This window comes from Mesorhizobium sp. WSM4884 (genome assembly GCF_029625675.1).
Lineage (GTDB): Bacteria > Pseudomonadota > Alphaproteobacteria > Rhizobiales > Rhizobiaceae > Mesorhizobium.
Genome location: NZ_JARTVO010000008.1, coordinates 14,408 through 34,187, shown reverse-complemented (window position 1 = coordinate 34,187; position 19,780 = coordinate 14,408). Strand labels below are relative to the sequence as shown.

The 19,780-nt window shown below is 64.9% G+C and carries 15 protein-coding genes; 5 read left to right on the top strand and 10 right to left on the bottom strand.

The features are described 5' to 3' along the window. The first annotated feature begins 30 nt into the window (after window positions 1-30). Complete coding sequence (locus P9236_RS14585) at window positions 31-2,571, top strand: glycoside hydrolase family 2 protein (RefSeq protein ID WP_278075336.1); 2,541 nt, start codon at window positions 31-33, stop codon at window positions 2,569-2,571. Then, entirely contained in the window at window positions 2,568-4,352 is a 1,785-nt protein-coding gene (locus P9236_RS14580) for an alpha/beta fold hydrolase (protein ID WP_278075335.1), read from the top strand. Before P9236_RS14585 ends, P9236_RS14580 begins: the two co-directional genes overlap by 4 nt. Before the next feature lie 58 nt (window positions 4,353-4,410). Here the strand turns inward: P9236_RS14580 and P9236_RS14575 are convergent, their stop codons facing one another. From P9236_RS14575 to P9236_RS14565, 3 genes are all read right to left on the bottom strand, one after another. Then, window positions 4,411-6,303 carry an ABC transporter ATP-binding protein gene (locus tag P9236_RS14575; protein ID WP_278075334.1) on the bottom strand — a complete coding sequence of 631 codons (1,893 nt, stop codon included), beginning with the start codon at window positions 6,301-6,303 and terminating at the stop codon, window positions 4,411-4,413. Further along, window positions 6,303-8,153: an ABC transporter ATP-binding protein gene (locus tag P9236_RS14570; RefSeq protein ID WP_278075333.1), complete on the bottom strand. Its 1,851-nt coding sequence runs from the start codon at window positions 8,151-8,153 to the stop codon at window positions 6,303-6,305. The genes P9236_RS14575 and P9236_RS14570 overlap by 1 nt, the downstream gene beginning before the upstream one ends. 231 nt (window positions 8,154-8,384) lie before the next feature. Further along, window positions 8,385-8,726, bottom strand: coding sequence for a hypothetical protein (locus P9236_RS14565; protein ID WP_278075332.1), 342 nt, complete (start codon window positions 8,724-8,726; stop codon window positions 8,385-8,387). On the opposite strand from P9236_RS14565, the gene P9236_RS14560 reads away from it, so the two are divergent. Next, window positions 8,715-8,969, top strand: a complete 255-nt coding sequence (locus tag P9236_RS14560; protein WP_278075331.1) for a hypothetical protein — start codon at window positions 8,715-8,717, stop codon at window positions 8,967-8,969. The genes P9236_RS14565 and P9236_RS14560 overlap by 12 nt on opposite strands. A 56-nt stretch (window positions 8,970-9,025) precedes the next feature. Here P9236_RS14560 and P9236_RS14555 read toward each other — a convergent pair whose 3' ends face one another. Together P9236_RS14555 and xseA are read right to left on the bottom strand one after the other, a co-directional pair. Continuing rightward, on the bottom strand, window positions 9,026-10,144 hold the full coding sequence (locus P9236_RS14555; protein ID WP_278075330.1) for a P1 family peptidase: 1,119 nt from the start codon (window positions 10,142-10,144) through the stop codon (window positions 9,026-9,028). Between the two features lie 7 nt (window positions 10,145-10,151). After that, entirely contained in the window at window positions 10,152-11,717 is a 1,566-nt protein-coding gene (xseA, locus tag P9236_RS14550) for an exodeoxyribonuclease VII large subunit (protein WP_278075329.1), read from the bottom strand. A gap of 121 nt (window positions 11,718-11,838) precedes the next feature. Between xseA and P9236_RS14545 the strand changes: the two genes are divergently transcribed. Continuing rightward, entirely contained in the window at window positions 11,839-14,067 is a 2,229-nt protein-coding gene (locus tag P9236_RS14545) for an EAL domain-containing protein (RefSeq protein WP_278075328.1), read from the top strand. 2 nt (window positions 14,068-14,069) lie between these two features. On the opposite strand, the gene P9236_RS14540 is transcribed toward P9236_RS14545, so the two are convergent. Beyond that, the gene (locus P9236_RS14540) at window positions 14,070-15,026 is read right to left on the bottom strand and encodes a LysR substrate-binding domain-containing protein (RefSeq protein ID WP_278075327.1); all 957 of its coding nucleotides are present in this window, start codon (window positions 15,024-15,026) and stop codon (window positions 14,070-14,072) included. 180 nt (window positions 15,027-15,206) lie between these two features. Between P9236_RS14540 and P9236_RS14535 the strand changes: the two genes are divergently transcribed. Next, window positions 15,207-15,470 carry a DUF1127 domain-containing protein gene (locus P9236_RS14535; protein WP_278075326.1) on the top strand — a complete coding sequence of 88 codons (264 nt, stop codon included), beginning with the start codon at window positions 15,207-15,209 and terminating at the stop codon, window positions 15,468-15,470. Between the two features lie 264 nt (window positions 15,471-15,734). On the opposite strand, the gene P9236_RS14530 is transcribed toward P9236_RS14535, so the two are convergent. From P9236_RS14530 to P9236_RS14515, 4 genes are all read right to left on the bottom strand, one after another. Next, window positions 15,735-16,085, bottom strand: a complete 351-nt coding sequence (locus P9236_RS14530; RefSeq protein WP_278075325.1) for a hypothetical protein — start codon at window positions 16,083-16,085, stop codon at window positions 15,735-15,737. A gap of 141 nt (window positions 16,086-16,226) precedes the next feature. Next, entirely contained in the window at window positions 16,227-17,243 is a 1,017-nt protein-coding gene (locus P9236_RS14525) for a DUF937 domain-containing protein (protein ID WP_278075324.1), read from the bottom strand. 98 nt (window positions 17,244-17,341) lie between these two features. Beyond that, window positions 17,342-18,715, bottom strand: a complete 1,374-nt coding sequence (locus P9236_RS14520) for a glutamate--cysteine ligase (protein WP_278075323.1) — start codon at window positions 18,713-18,715, stop codon at window positions 17,342-17,344. A gap of 208 nt (window positions 18,716-18,923) precedes the next feature. Further along, complete coding sequence (locus P9236_RS14515) at window positions 18,924-19,658, bottom strand: 16S rRNA (uracil(1498)-N(3))-methyltransferase (protein ID WP_278075322.1); 735 nt, start codon at window positions 19,656-19,658, stop codon at window positions 18,924-18,926. Between the last annotated feature and the right edge of the window lie 122 nt (window positions 19,659-19,780).

Below are 19,780 nucleotides of genomic sequence, written 5' to 3'. Positions count from 1 at the left end.
GCCGAGGCGCATTTGAGCATAGGTGGGGGAATGGACGCCACGGTGTCGATCGCCGGCTCTGCCGAGTTGCTGGACCGGGATTGGCGGATGGCCGTCTCGGCGGCCGGCGCCTGGGCGTTGCCGCATGATATCGACGCAAACGCCGAATGGCTGGACGCAGTCTGTCCCGGCACGGCTGCGGGCACACTGGAAAAGCATGGCCGCTGGGACCGCAAGCAGCCGACCCCGCTGCATGACCGCGATGTCTGGTACAGCCGCAGGCTCGATGCGACTGGTCCGGTGCGGCTTGTGTTCGAGGGTCTGGCGACTATAGCCGAGGTCTGGCTTGACGACCGGCTGCTGCTCACCTCGACCTCGATGTTCGAGCGCCATGAGGCAGCGGTAGTCCTTTCAGGCGGCGAGCGTCTCGCCATCGCCTTGCGCAGCCTCGACCGCCATCTGGAAACGGCGACCGGTCCACGCGCCCGCTGGCGTCCTCGCATGATCGACGATCAGCGGCTTCGGTTGGTGCGCACGACCCTGATCGGCCATATGCCGGGCTGGTGTCCGAACTTCGATATCGTCGGGCCGTGGCGTCCCGTCAGGTTGATCCGCGAGAATGGCGGGCAGCGCGTCCTCGATGCCGACATGCGCGCCAGGCTCGACGGTACGACCGGGCATCTTGCCGTTGCGATCACTCTCGCTGAACCCTTCGACGATACGCAAACGGCGCATGTCAGTTGCGCTGGAGTGCGCGCGCGCCTCAAGATCGAGGCACCCACCCGGCTGACGGCGGAATTGGCCATTGCCGATGTCGCCCCATGGTGGCCGAACAGTCATGGCGAGCCGGCGCTGCACGAAGTGATGGCGACGCTCGGCACTGTGCGCAGCCGGCTCGGCCGGATCGGGTTTCGCCGCATCGAGATCGATCGCGGTGCCGACGGGCGTGATTTCCGCCTGGTCGCCAACGGGGTGCCGGTGTTCTGCCGAGGCGCGGTCTGGACGCCGTCCGATCCTGTGCGGCTGCCCTGCGAACGGGCTGAAATCGCGCCCGACCTCGACCTCGCGCGCCGAGCCGGCGTCAACATGCTGCGGGTCGGCGGCACCTTCGCCTACGAGGGCGATGCCTTCCACGAGCTGTGCGACGAGATGGGCATTCTCGTCTGGCAGGACCTGATGCTCGCCAATTTCGACTATCCGGCGAAAAGCGAGGCCTGGCGGGCGGCGCTCTCGCGCGAGGTGGACAACCTGTTGAAGCGGCTTCGGCATTCGCCGTCGCTGGCGGTGCTATGCGGCGGCAGCGAGGTGGCGCAACAGGCTGCGATGCTCGGCATGCCGGCGGCGATGGATCCGACACCCTGGTTCGACGATGTCGTGCGTCCGGTCGCGCAGGCGATCCTGCCCGATCTGGCGCTGGTGTCCTCGTCGCCTTCCGGCGGCAGCTTGCCCTTCGCCGCGGATGGCGGCCCGACGCATTACTATGGCGTCGGCGCCTATTGCCGGCCGCTGGAGGACGCACGCCGCTCGGAAGTGCGTTTCGCCAGCGAATGCCTCGCCTTCGCCAACGTGCCGGAACAGGCGACGCTGGATGAGCATCTGCCCGTTCCGCCCAGCCACGATCCGCGCTGGAAGGCCGGCGTGCCGCGCGACGCAGGTGCGTCCTGGGATTTCGAGGATGTGCGCGAGCATTATCTGGAGACACTGTTCGGCGTCGATGCGCGCCGGCTGCGCATGGAGGATCCGGCGCGCTATCTCGACCTCTCGCGCGCCGTCACCGCCGAATTGGTCGAGCGCACGATCGATGAATGGCGCAGACCAGCCTCGCCGACGGCGGGTGCGCTGCTGTTCTTCTGGAAGGATCTGCGCCCGGGCGCAGGGTGGGGCGCCGTCGATTCCACCGGTCGGCCGAAATCGGTCTGGCATGCGCTGAGGCGCGCCTTCGCGCCGCTCAGGCTGACGCTGAGCGACGAGGGCGTCAACGGGCTGGGCGTGCATCTCGTCAATGACGGGGCGAAGGCCGTCGAGGCGACGCTGTCGCTTGCTTGTCTGCGCGATGGCGTCACCCCTGTGGTGAGCGCGCGCCAGCCGGTCACCCTGCAGGCGCGAGAGGCGCGATCCCTGTCGGCGTTCTCGCTGCTCGGCGCCTTCTTCGATCTGTCTTATGCCTATCGCTTCGGCCCGGCGGGCCACGAGGTAACCGTGGCAAGACTTGAAGGCCGTGACGGCGAGATCCTGGCCGAAGCCTTTCATGTGCTTCCCGGTGCCATGATCGCGCGACGCGATGTCGGCCTGTCGGCGCGGTTGGTGCGCGCGAAAGACGGCTGGCGCATGCGGCTCGCCTGCAGGCGGGCCGCCTATCACATCGCCATCAAGGATGGGCTGTTCCTCCCGCGCGAGAACGGCTTCCACCTTATGCCCGGTGCGGTGAAGGAAATTGGCCTTGACGGGCCGGCCTCGTCCACGCCGGCCGGCATCGTGACGGCGCTGAATAGCGATCGCGAGGTGGCCTACGATGCGCCGCAAGCGGCCGACAATTCAGAAATTGGGGCGGGGATCACGCGGGCGTTGGAGCCCACCGGGAGCATGGCATGAGGGGGATAGTCTTCGCCGGCACGATCGGCTGGCTTCATGAAGGCAAGGGCAGCGAACGGCGTGGCCGGGGCGTCGTCATCGCCGGGGCGCATGGCCACGAGGACCTGTGCAGCCGGCGTTTCCTGAGGCTGCTGGCCGACAAGTCGGCCGAAAACGATCTGCCGGCGCTGCAGTTCGACTATCCCGGCTGCGGCAATGCCGCCGGGGATCATTCAACGCCTGGTCAGGTGCAACGGTGGACGGAGAGCATAGGCGCCGCGATCGATCGGCTGAAACGGGATTGCGGCGTGGCGGACGTCATTTTGGTCGGCTTCCGGCTCGGCGCTCTGCTGGCGCCGCTGGCGGCGGCCGGACGAGACGACGTGGCCGGTCTCGTGTTGCTCGCGCCGCCGTCCTCCGGCAAGGCCTATGTCCGCGAGATCACGGCCATGTCGCGCATGATCGACGCTCCGCTGGCCAGCCGTTCGGCGGACGAAGGGGTTTTCACCGAGGGGCGCGAGGCCGCCGGCTTCCGGATGTCGCATGAGACGCTGGCCGATCTTTCGGCGCTCGACTGGCGGCAGGCTGCGGCAAGCCTTCAATCCCTGCCGATGCTGGTGCTTACAAACGGCAAGCCGCTTGCCGCCGACGAAATTCATGGGGGAGGGGCAGGGGCTGCGGATATCACCACCTCCGAGTTCGATGGCTATCCTCTCTTGATGTGCGACCCGACCGCCAACCGGATTCCGGCCGCCGTTCTTGATCGCTGCGCAGCCTGGATGGCCGGCCATGCAGGCGAAGCGGTCGCGGCAAGGCCTGTGCCGCAGGCTGGGTCGGAGACACTAGACGGTCCGCACTACACGGAAAAGCCGGTCCTGATCGGACCGGAGCCGATGATCTGCGGCGTGCTTTGCCGGCCGCGCCGACGCCAAACTGGGGCCGAGCCGGTGATCTTTCTCAATGCCGGCGGTGTGCCGCATGTCGGCTGGGCGCGTGGCACGGTGGAAGCGGCGCGAGACTTGGCGGCGGAAGGCGTCGCTTCGCTGCGCGTCGACCTGCCCGGACTTGGCCTCAGCGATCAGACCGAGGAAGGGCGCCTGTTCCTCTATGACGGGCGTACGCGCCATGACGTAAGCCGCGCGATCGACTGGATGGAACGAGCCGGCTACCCTGCCGTCGGCTTGGTCGGCACCTGCGCGGGCGCATACCAGGCTTTTCACGCCGCACGGGCCGATCGGCGGGTGCGGACGCTGACCATGATCAACCCGCTCTGCTTCGCCTGGAACAGTTCCTACGCGCTGGAGATGGCGGTCTGGAAGACTTACGAGACGTCCAAGGCCGTGCGCGGGCAGAACGCCGCCATGCAGGAGAGCGGCAAGCCGGACGCCTCGACATGGCGCGGGATCGCTTCTCGCCGCGCCCGGCTGATTGTCCGGCGCGGGCTGGAGGCGATCAAGTCGACATTGTCGATGCTGCATCCGGCCGCGCTGCTGGGACAGCACCGGGTGGAACGCTGGATGCGCGACCTTTGCGGCCGGGGCGTGCGGGTTCTCATGGTGACCTCGGAAGGCGACCTGAGCCTAAAGGAGATCGCCCGCCATTTCGGGTCGGAGGAAGAGCGGCTCGACAGCATTCGTGGCGTGACCAGGGTCTCGCTGCCGAATGCCGACCACACGCTGACGCCGTATCACGCGCGGCGCGCCGTGATCGCCCGCCTGATCGATCATGGGGTCAGGCGTGACGGCTACGCTCGTTCCGAGCTGATGCACGCGATGGCCAGCCCGTCCTTCCAGGCACCATAGGACGTACTGAATTGTGCGATGAGGTGATCCCAGCCAAGGCCATCGATTTTCCTGGAGATCACGTCGCCTTGCCGACCACCGCGTCCATTCCCATCTCCTCCTCGGAAATGTCGTCGAACGAGGCGTAGTTCATGTTGTAGAGCCGGGCGTAGAGGCCTTTTCGCTCCATCAATTGCTCGTGGTTGCCGCTTTCGACGATCTCGCCGTTCTGCAGCACGATGATGCGGTCGGCGCCGCGGATGGTGGCCAGCCGGTGGGCGATGACGAGCCCGGTTCGCCCTTCCAGCAGTTTTGTCAGCGCCTTCTGGATCAGCATCTCGGTGTAGGAATCGATGCTGGCCGTGGCCTCGTCGAGCACCAGGATCTTGGCGTCGGCCACCAGTGCTCGCGCGAAGCTGATCAGCTGGCGCTGGCCGAGCGATAGATTGCCGCCGCGCTGCTCCAGCTCGGTGTCGTAGCCGTCGGGCAGGTGCTCGATGAAATCATGCGCGCCAACGGCCTTCGCCGCGCGGACCACCTCCTCGCGGGTCGCTCCGGTCTTGTGATAGCGGATGTTCTCCAGCACCGTTCCGGAAAACAGGAAGGGCTCCTGCAGGACCATTGCCATCTGTTCGCCAAGCGAATCCTGCGTCAGGTCGCGCACGTCGTGCCCGCCGACCAGAACCTGGCCCGACCACACGTCGTAGAACCGGTGCGCCAGCGCCATGGAGCTCGACTTGCCCGATCCGGTCGGACCGACCAGCGCGACCGTCTCGCCAGGATTGACGCGGAAGCTGACATTCTTCAGCACCGGCTGGTTCCGCCGATAGCCGAAGGTGACGTTCCTGAACTCGACAGAGCCATCCATGTCGCGCGACAGCGCCACCGCGCCTTGCCTGTCGCTGACGTCCACCGGCACGTCGAGCACTTCGGAGATGCGTTGCCCCGAGGCCATGGCGCGTTGCATGACGCTGTACTGCATGGTGAGCGAGCGGATGGGGTCGAAGAAGCGCTGGATGTAGAACAGGAACGCCACCATGACGCCGACATCGAGGCCGTGCGACAGCACCATCGAGCCGCCAACGACGATGACCGTTGCCATGGCGATCCCGGTCAGCGTGTCGACGATCGGCACCATCACCTGCGCGTATTTGGCCGACCTCAGATGGGCCTTGAGATTGGCCAGAACCTTCTCGTCATAGAGGTCGAAATTGACGTGCTGGCGCTCGAGGCTTTGCACGGTGCGCACGCCGTGAATGCCTTCGGCCAGCGCCCCGTTGGCGATCGAGTTGGTCTCATGCGCAGCCATGAAGGCGACCTTGGCGCGCGGCAGCCAGAACAGGCGAACGATGAACAACATCGGCATGGTCGACAGCGTCAGCAGGCCGAGCCGAAAATCCAGCCACAAAAGGACGCTGACGATCCCGAACAGAAGCGCGATGTCGCCCACCGACATGACCGACGTTTCGAGGAACTCCTGCATCGAATTGACGTCGCCCTGCAGGCGCGACATCAGCCTTCCGACCTCGGTCTTGTCCATGAAACTCAGCGAGACCCGCTGCAGATGGCCGAACATGGCGCGGCGCAGGTCGGAAAGCACGTTCTCGGCCACCTTGCCGACGACGCTCTCCTGCATATAGCTGGCTGCATAGTTCACAAGGATGACCGCCGCGAAAGCGCCGGTCGCCCACGCCATCACCGACCTGTCGAGCCTGCCCGCCGCCATGCCGTGATCGATGGCGTAGCGGATGACCAGCGGGATCGTCAATTGCGTCAGCGTGAACACCAGCACCGCCGCGACCGAGATGAAGATCCGGGTCCGGTACGGTCTGACGAAGCCCCAGATGCGCCGCACGACGCGCGGATCGTAGGCCTTGCCGAAGACCTCTTCCTCGTCACGGTGCGAGCCGACGACCGCCTTTGCCGGCCGGCCGCTTGTGTCTTCCTTCTCGTCGTCGCGCGGGTCCGACATCACGCTGCTCCTTGTGCGGTATCGTCGGGCCGCAGCTGCAGGTCGTAGAGCGCGCGGTAGCGCCCGCCGAGCGCCAGCAGTTCCTCATGCGTGCCGCGCTCGACGATCCTGCCGCCCTCGACGAACAGAATCTGGTCGGCATGCATCAGCGAGCTCAGCCGGTGCGAGATGATGAGCGTCACGCGGTCCTTGGCGAAGCGCTTCATTGCCGCCCGGATCCGCTGTTCGGTGCCGGCATCGATGGCCGCGGTGGAATCGTCGAAGACCAGCACCGAAGGCCTGAGCATGAGGCTGCGGGCGATGGTCAGGCGCTGCCGCTGGCCTCCCGAAAGCGACGCGCCGCGTTCGCCGACGACCGTGGTGTAGCCGGCCGGAAGTCCGATGATGTAGTTGTGCAGCTGTGCGGACTCGGCCGCTCTCTCGATGCGGGTCTCGCGCGCCCACGGATTGCCGTAGGCGATGTTGTTCTCGATCGAGGTCGTGAACAGGAACGCGTCCTGCTGCACGACGCCGACCGCCTTGCGCAACGACTGCAGCGTGACCTGGCGGATGTCCTGGCCATCGATGGTGATGGTGCCCGAGCTCACATCGTAGAAGCGCGGGATCAAATGGGCGATGGTCGACTTGCCGCTGCCCGGCGGGCCGACGATGCCGATGGTCTGGCCGGGCCTGGCCTCGAAAGAAATGCCGGTCAATGTCGGGCGTCCCGAGCCCGGATAATGGAAGCCGACATCGTCGAAGCGCAGCACGCCTTCGGTGACGACGAGGTCGCTGGCGCCGGGCGCGTCCCTGATGTCGAGCTCGGTATCGAGCAGCTCGAACAGCCGCGTGCCGCAGGTCGAGGCGCGGGCGAACGAGTTGACCATCAGGCCGAGCTGGCGCACCGGCATCTGCAGGATGGTCATGAAGGTGAGGAACTGTGCCAGCGTGCCGACGCTGATTTGACCCGATATCACCTTCTGCCCGCCGAACCAGAGCACGAGGCCCATCGCCGCCAGGAACGAGAAGTTCATGGCGCTGGTGTTGCTGACGCGGATATCGACGCGCTGGTTGGCGAGATCGAGCGCATCCTGCTTGGCGCGGTCGAATTTTTCCAGCTCGTGCCGCTGCGCCGCGAAAGCGCGCACGACACGGATGCCGCCGAGATTCTCGTCCATGACCCGGCTTAGCACCGACAGGCGCTGCTGCAGGGTCAGCCAGGTGCTGCGTAGTCTGAGCTGGGTGACGGAGGATCGCCAGGCGACGAACGGAACGAAGCTCAGGCTGAGCAGCCCGAGCACGAGATCGGTGCTGATCAAGAGATAGGCGCCGACGCCGATCAGCACGCCGAGCAGGACCACGCGCAAGACGCCGGTGGAAAAGAACATGCGCACGCCGTCGAGATCGAGCAGGCCGAGCGTTATCAGATCGCCGGTATGGACCCTGTCGTGGAAGGCAAAGCTCAGGCGCTGGATCTTTTCATAGAAGGCCAGGCGCAATTCATAGCCGGTCTGATGGCCGACGGCCTCGCCATAGTAGTTCTGCGCCATGGTGAAGAGACCGCGCAGGACGCTGACGACCAAAAGTGTCAGGGCGGTGTTCCAAAGCGCGTGCTGCGCGGCGGTGCCGGCGCCTTCGGCCATCACGCCTTGCGCCTGATCGATGGCGCGCCCCAGCAGGCGCGGAATGAGAAGCTGCAGCGTCGCGGCGATGAAGGTCGAAACGATGGTGATCGCAACTTGCCAGGGATGGCGTAGCGTCATGCGCATGATGCGCAGCAGGGTGCTGAGACCCTTTCCCCAGGAGGCTTCCGCCACATGGGCAAACGATCTGCCGCGCTCCGGCGCGCTGCTTTTTGCTTCCGTGTGCAAAGGAAAATACCCAAACAAATCCGAACATTAGCCCGGGCGAATGAAGCAGACTCAGCTGAAGCAGCGCGATGTTACGCGTGCCCGACTTGACCGTTCAAGGGCCAATGGCGACGTCCCATCTGTGCCTGGCGAACGCGGCCATAGGCGTGTGACCCGATGGTTGCTCCGCCCACGTGGCGCGGCGGAAAGAAGCAGGACCGCGAGCGGAGTCGACATTGTGTGAGGATATCACTATATACCGGCGGCTTTCGGTTTCTCGCCCTCTGGGTACGCCTGCGAGATCGCCGTGAATGCGATGCGTGTTGTGACGGAATCGGTCGAAAAACCGGGAAAAAGCAAACAGAAACAATAGCGCGGATTTTTGACGATCCTGGCCAAAGCATCATCATCCTCAACGATCTGAACGTGCGCCTCGAACCTTTCCAATCCTTCGGCTGTGTGAACCTTGGGCAAGACGTCTTGCCGGTCGAGGCCGACTCGGTTCGAATGCAGTATGTATCCCTTGGCGGGATGTGGGCGTTCATGACTACCAACCGGCATTGCCGTTAGGGAAGAAGCAGTATGAGTGAACATGCCATCGAGTTCTTGCGCGGGTGGATTGGCGAGAAGGTCCAGTGCCAGCATTCGCCGCTCAGGATCGAGAAGCAGGCCGAAACCCTCGCCAAGGAGTGCTGCGCCAAGGCCGCCGAGGAAGGCATTCTGCTGGAAGACATCCAGGAAGAAGTCGGCGACATCCAGGAACTGATCGCCTCGCGGCTCGAGGAAGTCGCCGAAGAGAACGCGCCCGAGGCGAAGTCGGACAAGCCGTCCGAGTAAGACACTGGCCGGCCTGCCGGAAATCTTCCGCAAATGATCTGAGCCGGGCGTCCGGCTTAGCCGAAATTGTCCTTGAGCCACTCCTTTGGCAGCGCCGGCACGAAATTGCCGTCGCGCCCCATCATGTCCTCGTTGGCGACCAGCGCGTTGAGGATTGCTTCCTCCACCCCTCGCACCACGGCATCGAAGAACGGGTCGATATCGACGTCCGGGATGAAATCCGCATGGGCAATGCTGCCCGAAGCCGTCAGCGCCGCCTCGGGATTGGCGGTCGAGAAGGCGAGAAAGATGTCGCCCGAGCTGTGGTAGCCATAACCGCCGGTCAGAGCGATGCCGAGCGGCACACGCCGGGCCAGGCGCTTCATCTGATGCGGCAGGAACGGTGCGTCGGTGGCGACGATGGCAATGATCGAGCCCTTTTCGGCGCGAGGCGTGGCTTCGCGGACCGCCGGCTCGCTGAGTTCCGCTCCGGCGCGCCGGCCGCGAATGGTGAAATTATGCCGCCTGCCGAAATTGGCCTGCACGAAAACGCCGAGCGTGTAGCTTCTGTCCTGCCATTCGACGATGCGGGAGGCGGTGCCGGATCCGGCCTTGAAGCCGAAGGAAATCATGCCGGTGCCACCGCCGACGCTGCCTTCCTCGATGGCGCCGCCTGTTGCGCCGTCGAGTGCCGAGGCGACATGGTCGAAGCTCACATGGTGGCCGTTGATGTCGTTGAGGAAACCGTCATAGGTCTCCGCCGCCACCGGCAGGCCCCAGGCGCTGTCGAGCGCCGCCGGCAGCACCCGGCCCATCCAGCGCAGCGTGCCGTCGCGGGTGATGCCGCAGGAATGGGTGTTGGTGATGGTGATCGGCAGGTTGAAGGCGCCGGTTTCCTCGATGATGTGCGTGCCGGTCAGCTCGCCATTGCCGTTCTGGCTGAATACGCCGGCAAACACTGGGGTCCCAAGCTCGCCTCGCGGCCTTGGCAGGATCGCCGTCACGCCGGTGCGCACCGGTCCTGTCCCGACTTGCAGCGGGCCGTTGCCGGCAATCAGCGTCGTGTAGCCGACGGTGACGCCCGGCACGTCGGTGATAGCGTTGGAGCGGCCGGGCGTGCCGTCCAATGCGATGTTGAACGAGCGCAGGCGCGGCTTGCCCGATGGCGTACGAAGATGCGGGTCGTCGGTGCTCATCCTGTCCTCAGAACAACGAGCCTTGGTTGCCGGGCTCCTTGCCCTTGCCGGACGGCTTGGCGGCGAGCTTCGGCCGCGCCCCCCCGCTGGTAGCGATGGCCTCGGCTTTGCCGTCGGCGAATTCCAGCTGCAGCGCAGCACCCGGGGCCAGCTCCGCGACACGCTTGATGACGGCGCCGTCGGCGTCCTTGACCAGCGCGAAGCCGCGCGCCAGCACGGCCTTGTGCGAGAGGGTGGAGAGAAGCCGGTCGGCCTGGGTGAGGGCGGCGCGCAGACGGTCCAGCCGCCGCTCTATCGCCTGCTCCTGACGGCGGGTCAGCCCGGCCAGCGTGTCGGCCTGCAGCTTTTGTCGCCGGACGATCGGCGCCGGCGATAGTCTGAGCGATGTGCGCTCGAAGCGCGCCCGGCCTTGGCGCACGATGGCGAAGAAGGCGGCGCGAGCACGCGCAATGTCGCGGCCGGTCAGCGTGCGCGTCTCGTTGAGGCGGCGCGACAAGGTGGCAGGCGTCAGCCGCTGCCGATCCAGCCTCGCGCGCTTGCGCTCGATGCTCACCGTCAAGCCACGACCGAGCCGGCTGGTCGCCTCGTCGAAGCGGCGGCGCGGCAGCGCCAGCAGCTGGTCGGGCGAGGGGAGAGCCCGCGCCGCGGCGCGCACCGCCTGGCGCTTGCGATCCAGGTGCCGCGAGGTGCAGGCATTGAGCCGCGCGCCGAGGCTCGCCAGCGTCGCTTCGAGCTCGGCCTTGACGGGCACGGCGATCTCTGCGGCGCCTGTCGGCGTCGGCGCGCGCATGTCGGCGGTGAAATCGATCAACGTCCAATCGGTCTCGTGGCCGACGGCCGAGACGATTGGGATGCGCGAGGCCGCGACGGCGCGCGCCAGCCCTTCGTCGTTGAAACCCCAGAGGTCCTCGAGACTGCCGCCGCCGCGCGCCACGATCAAGAGATCGGGCTGGCGGATGGGTCCGTCCCAGGTGAGCGCGTTGAAGCCATTGACGGCGGCGGTCACCTCCTTGGCGGTCGTATCGCCCTGGACTCTCACCGGCCACACCAGCACGGTGAGCGGGAACCGGTCCTTGATGCGATGGATGATGTCGCGGATCACCGAGCCTGTCGGCGAGGTGATGACGCCGATGACCTGAGGCATGAACGGCAGTCGCCGCTTGCGGCCGGAATCGAACAGGCCTTCGGCCTGCAGCCGCCGCTTGCGCTCCTCCAGCAGCGCCATCAGCGCGCCGGCGCCGGCCGGCTCGAGATTGTCGATGACGATCTGGTAGTTGGATTTGCCGGGATAGGTCGTCAGCCTGCCGCTGGCGATCACCTCCATGCCTTCCTCGGGGCGGAATTTCAGCCGCGCCATCGTCGTCTTCCAGACCACGGCGTCGATCCGCGCGCGGTCGTCCTTCAGCGCGAAATAGGCGTGGCCGGAGGAATGCGGGCCGCGATAGCCGGAAATCTCGCCGCGCACCCGCACATTGCCGAATGCGTCCTCGACCGTGCGCTTCAGTGCGCCGGAAATCTCGCTCACCGTATATTCGGTGGCGTTGCTGCGTGATTCGGTTGCTGCTTCACTCATCGCGTGATTGGGGAACGCTTATCGGCCTGCGTCAAGCCGCGGAGCAATCCTCGCTAATATTATAACCCGATCTTAAGCCCGATTTGCTTTGACTGGCGGCGGGAGAGCCGGCCGGGGACGCATGAGCGCGCGCAACAACAGCAGCCCGTTGACGCATCAAGTCACGCTGACCGTGCTGACGCTTGCCGCTTTCGCGCTGGCCATGGTCGTCGGCTTCGGCTTTTACGCCGCTTCTCAGGCCGACAATGCCTCGCTCGTACATCAGAAAATGTTCATCGCCGATGGCCTCGAGGATCAGATCGCGGCAGTCGAGCGGGAGCAGGAAAGCGTAACCGTCTGGGACGATTCCGTCACCAATGTGAGGGCGGGCAATCAGAGCTGGATTGAAGAGAACCTCAGCGTCTGGATGTATACCTATTACGGTCACAACCGCGTCTACATTCTCGATGCCGCTGACCGTCCCATCCACGCCATGCAGGAAGGCAAGGTGGTCGATCCGTCCGCCTTTGGCGATGACGAGCCTGCCTTGCAGCCATCCATCGAGAAGCTGCGCCGCATGCTGGCTGAGCCGCCGAAGGCCGATGCGTCCGGTCAGACGGCCAAGATGGTCGCGCAGGACCTGGTGTCGCTTGCCGGCAAGCCGGCGATCCTGAGCGTCATGCCGCTGGTGCCGAGCACGGACAGGGTCACGCAGGCGCCTGGCACCGAATATCTGCATGTGTCGGTGGAGTTCATCAACGACGCCGTCATCAACAAGATCGCCGAAAAATACCTGCTCGACGGCGCGCACCTCATGCCGTTATCGCAACCGGTCGGCGCGGCCGCCGTTCCGCTGGTCGATTCCCGCGGCGTCATTCTCAGCTATATCGGCTGGGACCAGGAACGGCCCGGCCTCACCCTGGTGCGCAAGATGGCGCCGGCGCTGGGCTTGGCGCTGCTGGTGGCGGCCGGCGTTCTGACTTTCCTGCTGCGCAGGCTCCGCCGCGCCTCGTCGGCGCTGCAGACCAGCCAGGATGAGGCGCAATATCTCGCCTTCCACGACACGCTCACCGGTCTGCCCAACCGGGCCTTGTTCGAGGACCGCTTGCGGCGGGCTCTGCTCAGGGCCAGCCAGGACATGACGGTTCACGACGTAGGAAGGGTGGCGTTGCTCTATCTCGATCTCGACCGCTTCAAGCATATCAATGACACGCTCGGCCATCCTGCGGGGGATGAGCTGGTGCGTCAGACGGCGGCCAGGCTCCAGCACACCGTTCGCGAGGTGGATACCGTGGCGCGGCTGGGTGGCGACGAGTTCGCGCTGATCCTCGTCGACATCCGCGATGTCCGTGCCGCCGAGGATGTCGCCGAGCGGCTGTTGCAGAGGTTGCAGGAGCCGTTCAAGCTGATGGAGGATCAGGTCTTCGTCAGCGCCTCGATCGGCATCGCGCTATCGGCCGGCGGCGAAACCGATGCCGACGATCTGCTGCGCAAGGCCGACATCGCGCTCTACGAAGCCAAGAAGAATGGCCGAGGCCGGCATCAGATCTTCGCCGGCGACATGGATGACTTGCTCTTGCGCAAGCGCAAGGTCGAGACCGAGCTTCGCAAGGCCCTCGACGGCGGGACCGGCATCAGGCTCGCCTACCAGCCGGTGTTCGCGGCGAACGGCAAGACGATCCTCGGCGCGGAGGCGCTGATCCGCTGGGGGCATGAGGTGCATGGCGCATTGCCGGCGGCACAGTTCATCGCCATCGCCGAGGAGCGCGGCATGATCGGCCAACTCGGCGCATGGGTGCTGCAGGAGGCCTGCCGCTTCGCCGTGCGGACCGACTTGCCGTGGCTCGCCGTCAACGTGTCGCCGCTGCAGTTGCGCGACGCTGGCTTTCCCGAGCAGGTCGCTTTGATCCTCGCCGACACCGGGCTGGCGCCGCAGCGCCTCCAGTTCGAGATCACCGAAAGCGTGCTTCTGGACAACAGCGATGCTTCGAGGACGGCTCTGGCCAGCTTGCGTCAGTTGGGCGTCGGCATCGTTCTGGACGATTTCGGTACCGGCTATTCGTCGCTGAGCTACCTGCGCCGCCACGCCATCGACAAGCTCAAGATAGACCGTTCCTTCGTGCGGCTTCTCGATGGCGACGGCAACTCGGCGGCGATCGTCAAGGCGCTGATCGATCTCGCCGTCGCGCTCGGGGTCGACGTCACCGCCGAGGGCGTGGAAACCGAGGCGCAGAAGATGCTGCTGGTCGCCATGGGCTGCCGGCAACTGCAGGGTTATTTCCTGTCGCCTCCACTTGATCCGGTGCAACTGCTAGGCCTCTCCGGTCTGGCTTCGCCGGACGAGGTCGAGCCGGCCGCCGCCCGCGCTTGACCCTACCAGCCGGGCAGGATCTGGCTGGGCTTGGACCGCTTCATCTTGGCATAGGCGAGGGCGGCGAAGTCGAAGCTTCCCGTCTCTTCGCTGACCGGCACGGAAATGTTGTCGAGGCTTTCCGCGATGTGGCGGGCCAGCGCGTCGACGATCTCGGGCTGCGAGGTCTGGCCGCGCATGATGCCGATCCGGCAATCGGGCAACGTGTCGAACCCGTCGGCTTCGCCGAGCACGCGCATGCCGGGCCTGAGCGCGCATTCCGGCAGCACCGAGATGGCGAGGCCGGACAGCACGGCGGCGGTGATCACGGTGGCCGAGAAGCTGGAGAACAGCACGCGATATTCGCGATTTTGCCGGTCGAGCACGTCGACGGCCGCGCGTCGCCAGATGCAGTTCGGCCGGCCGAATGCCATCGGCAGGATTTCCTGCTCATGCGTGGCGTGGTTGGCCGAGGTGACCCACAAAAGCGGTTCGCGCCGCACCACTTCCGACTGGCCGCGCGTGTCGTTGTGCGTCACCAGCGCGAGATCGAGATTGCCGCGCTTGATGTGCTCGGCCAGTCCCGGCGTCGGCTCGCAGATGACTGTGAGCTCCACACGCGGATTGGAGCGCGAGAAGCGCGCCATGATCTCGGGCAGGAAGCGGTCGGCATAGTCGTCCGGCGTGCCGATACGGATGGTACCTTCGAGCCGCTGGTCGTCGAAGGCCGCGAGCGTCTCGCGGTTGAGGTAGATCAGCCGCCTCGCATAGGAAAGCAGCCTGTCGCCTTCCTCGGTCAGCTTGTTGGTGCGCCCGTCCTTTTCGAACAGCGGCTTGCCGATCCGCTCCTCCAGCCGGCGCATCTGCATCGACACCGCCGACTGCGTCCGGTGCACCTCTTCGGCTGCCCGCGTGAAGCTTCCGGTGTCGGCGATCGAGATGAAGGTCTGCAACTGATCGAGATCGAGAGGCGCTTTCATCGGTCAAACCCATCATTGATGTTGATGGTACAGATTAAAAACATTCGTTGGATTAATCAATCACGTGATGGCAAATTGGCATCGTCCACATGAAAGCATGTGAATGGAATCCGGAACGGCGCTCCTCCCAGGCGCCGTTTGGCCGGTTTCGTCCGCTCGACTCCTGAAGGAGAGACTGACATGACCACGATCGAATTCGCCTCCGAGACCCCGCGCATCACCACGCGTCCGGCCGTTGCGACGCGCGTGCTCAATGCAGTCGTCGACGCCTGTCGCGCCTGGAAAAACCGCCGCGCCTTCTATCGCCTCGGGGAGATGTCGGATGCCGAGCTTGCCGATATCGGCCTGACCCGCGCCGATCTCCATGTCGCCGTCGGCGTGCCTTTCGGCCGCGATCCGACGGTGAAGCTGCGCGCGATCACAGAAGAGCGTGCCGACACATAGAGGATCTCGCCCGCAAGGTTGCCTGACAGGTTTAGGCCTCAGGCTTTTCGGTCGCCTTGAACCTTTTGAAGGCTAAGCGCGACCAAGTTTCATGCAGGCTCCCACACTCCCAGCCGGTTCCCCGCCGGCCAGCCTGCAGATTGCCCGGTTCTCCTCCAGGACCGGGCATTTTTTATAGGCTTCGACTCATGACCGGGAGAATTGGTTGCCGTCAGCCGCACTTAAATTAATGAAAACAGTAAAAGCCATCTATGGATGCGGGCTCTAATCTGGCGCCATCTGGCAATCGGGACCGACCCACTTACCCGTCGTAATATCCAACTCAGCATCCATGTTCGCGGCGCTGCATACGGGATAACGATCGTCACCCTGTCGGGCCTTGCTGCGGCTTCTGTATTGATTGACAAGGGTGTCGTGGTCTTGCTGCTGCGGGCCCCCCTGCCGCAGTGAAAGCTGCATCATGCAGTTAGCGAAAGCATCCGTACCTTTTTCAAAGCCGAAGCCAACGCATTGCGCCTCGTTCTTCGAGCTTTGACCAGCGTTTCCGTGGCTTGTTGTGCAGCCCATCAACGATGCGGCAAGCATCAGTAGCAACATAGAGGACGAAGGGCGCATCCCGCTTTTCCTTATAATTCACAATACTCGATGGTGAAGTTGTAATTGATAAACTCCAACCGGCAACCAGTCACCGCGAGGGTTGCGGCGCATTTGCTCGAGTCTCTTGCTTACGGAATGTTGCTCCGAGGCATCCGATATTCAACGCCGGTCCATGCCGCGCTTGAACTGGTCGAAGATGCTCTCCATGCCCTTCTGATACTCGTCGCGCTGCTGCGCGCCGGTCTCGAACATTCTGCCGAAGATATCGTCGAACGGGTTCCGAGGCCGGCCGCTCGGATTGGTTTGCGGCTGCGGCGGCTGACTCTGTTGGGGTTGGCGTTGCGGCGTCTGTGGCGCCGGCTGTCCGCCCGGCGTGCCGAAGCCGCTGCCTTGGCGCAGCATCTCCTCGAAGATCTTGCCGAGCGGACTATCGCCATAGGGGCCTTGCGTTTGCGGAGATCGGGTTTGCTGCGGCTGCTGCGCGCCGCCGCCGAACATGTCTTGCAGCACCTTGCCGAGCGGATTGTCGCCGTAAGGATTGGGCGTCTGTTGCGGTTGGCTTTGCGGTTGTTGCGCGCCGCCGCCGAACATGTCCTGCAACACCTTGCCGAGCGGGTTGTCGCCATAAGGATTGGGCGGCGGCGCCTGACGCGGCTGCGGCGCCTGCGCGCCGCCGCCTGCCTGCCGCATCATCTCCTCGATGATTTCGCCGAGCGGATTGCCGCTACCGCCAAAGCCGCCGGCGGCCTGCATCTGGTTGTTGGTCTGCTTGAACAGCCCGCCCATCATCATCGAGGCCATCGCCGGCAGCATCTGCTGCAGCACCTGCTGGCTGAGCCCGGTCGCCTGCGCGGCCTGGGCGGCGACGGCGCGCGACAAATCCTTCGAGCCGAACAAATGGCCGAGGATGCCGTTGCCTTCGTCTATGCCTTGCGGCGTGAAGGCCCGGCTGGCGTCCTCGAAATATTTGGCGTGCTGGCCGCTCGCCATCGCCGTCATGAAGGCGCCCATTCCATAGGGGTCGGCCGTGTTGCGCTGAAGCCCCTGCGAGAAGGCCGGCAGCAACGCCTGCACCGCGGCCTGGGTCTGCTGCATCGACAGGCCATACTGCTGGGCCAGCGCCTGCATGGCGGCGCCGTTCTGGGCTTGCGAAAACATATCGAACAGGGAAGGCATGGGATCTCCTCCGCAATTCCTCGCGCAGGAGCCTAGTTCGTTTCCATCCCCGATTGAAGCAGCTTTTGCCGCGCCACCGTCAGGCGGAAGCCCGACGGTTAATAGGCATATTCCATGAACACCGGCTCGATCGAGCCGCCCCAGCGCGTGTGATAGGCCGAAAGCATCTCCTCGGCGCTGGTGGTGCCGCGCGCCACGACTTCATCGAGCGTGTTGAGGAAAGACGTCTCGTCATAGCCGTCGCGGTTCTTCTTGCCGCGGTTCTTCAGCCCCATGCGAGCGATGGCGAGCACGTCGCGGGCGACCTCGCGCAAGGTGGCGTTGCGGAACGGCGCCGAAATGCCGTGTTCCGGAACCGCATTGCGCATCGCCAGCGCCTCCTCGTAGGTCCAGCTCGATGTCAGCGTCTCGGCGGCGTCCAGCGCCTGCTCGTCATAGAGCAGTCCGACCCAGAAGGCCGGCAGCGCGCAGATGCGCCGCCACGGCCCGCCATCGGCGCCGCGCATTTCAAGGAAACGCTTCAGCCGCACATCGGGGAAGAGGGTCGACAAGTGGTTCGCCCAGTCGCCCATTGTCGGCAGCCCATCAGGCACTTGCGCGCGCGCGGCCCCTGCCATGAACTGGCGGAACGTGTAGCGCGTCATGTCGTGATAGTGGCCGTCGCGGATGACGAAATACATCGGTACGTCGAGCGCCCATTCGACATAATCGGCGAAGCCGAAGTCGGGCGCGAAGCAGAATTCCAGCATGCCGGAACGCTGGTTGTCGGTGTCGCGCCAGATGTCGCCGCGCCAGCTCTGCAGCCCGTTCGGCTGGCTCTCCGTGAACGGCGAATTGGCGAACAGCGCCGTCGACAGCGGCTGCAGCTTCAGCGACACCTGCATCTTGCGGCGCATGTCGGTCTCGCTCTCGAAGTCGAGATTCACCTGGATCGTGCAGGTGCGGTACATCATGTCGAGGCCCTTGGAGCCGACCTTCGGCATGTAGCGGGTCATGATTTCGTAGCGCGACTTCGGCATCTTTGGCGTTTCGGCCAGCGACCATTTCGGGCTGCCGCCGAGGCCGAGGAAGCGGATGCCGAGCGGCTCGGCGATCTCGCGCACCTGCGCCAGATGCGCATTGCCCTCCCGGCAGGTCTGGTGGATCGACTCCAGCGGCGCGCCGGAAAGCTCGAACTGCCCGCCGGGCTCCAGCGAGATCGCGCCCTGGCCGGTCGGCTCGACCAGGCCGATGATGCGGCCGGCATCCATGATCGGATCCCAGCCGAGCTTTTCCTGCATGCCTTCGAGTATGGCGCGGATGCCGCGTTCGCCGCCATAGGGCACCGGCGCGTTGCCGTCGACATAGAAGGGGAATTTCTCGTGTTCGGTGCCGATCCGCCATTTGTCGCGCGGCTTGTTGCCCGCGGCCAGGTAGCCGACGAGTTCGTCGATGCCTTCGATGGGACTGGTATCGGTTGTGTCGCGCGCCATTAGAAAGCCCTCCCGCCGCGTGACCCCGAAAATCGGCTTCGATTTTCGGAAAGGATCATGCGCCAAATCAAAGTGCTACAGCGTCCTCTGCGCGTCCGAAAGGACGCGCGGCGCTGTAGTAGGTCGGTCGACCGCCGGGCGCTAGATGGACGAAATGTCAGTAGCCGATCAAGCGAAAAATCCTGAGCCACGGCTCAACTGGATTTGATCACCAGTCCCCGATCGCGGCCTGCATCACGGCAAGCGCCGCCACCGCCGCCGTATCGGCGCGCAGGATGCGCGGTCCAAGCGGGATGGCGGTGACGAAGGGCAGCGCCCTCAGCATCTTGCGCTCATCGTCGGAAAATCCGCCCTCGGGTCCGACCAGCAGCGCAAATTTTTTCTCTTGCACCTTCTGCAAGGCCGGCAGCGGATTGTTGGTCGAGGCATCCTCGTCGCAGAAGATCAGCCGCCGTCCCTTGTCCCAGCCGCCGAGCAGCCGCTCCAGCTTCTCCGCCTCGCGCACTTCCGGCACGGCCAGGATGCCGCATTGCTCTGCCGCCTCGACGACGTTGGCGCGCAGTCGATCGATGCCGGGCTTCGCCACTTGCGTATGCTGGGTGATGACAGGCTGCAGGATGCCGGCGCCCATCTCCACCGCCTTCTGCACCAGATAGTCGAGCCGGCCTTGCTTCAGCGGGGCGAAGCAATAGACGAGATCGGGTAGCGGCGGCTGCGGCCGCTGCAGGGAAAGCACCTTGAGCCGCACCGCCTTCTTGGATTTGGCGGCGATCGAAGCCGACCACTCGCCGTCGCGGCCGTTGAAGAGCAGGACCTCCGCGCCTTCGCCGAGCCGCAGCACATGCGCGAGATAATGGCTTTGCTGTTGTCCGGCATCGAATTCGACGCCCGGTCCGAGATCGTCCGGCACGAACAGTCGCTGCATTTTGTAGTTGGCGCGCATAGCCCAAGCAGGTTCCGCAAAAGTGTCCTGCGGTTTTGCGATCAGAACCTGCGAAAAACAAGGGAATCTAAGCAGATATTCGTGGGACATCCCTCGAATATCTGCTTGGGAATGGGCGAGGC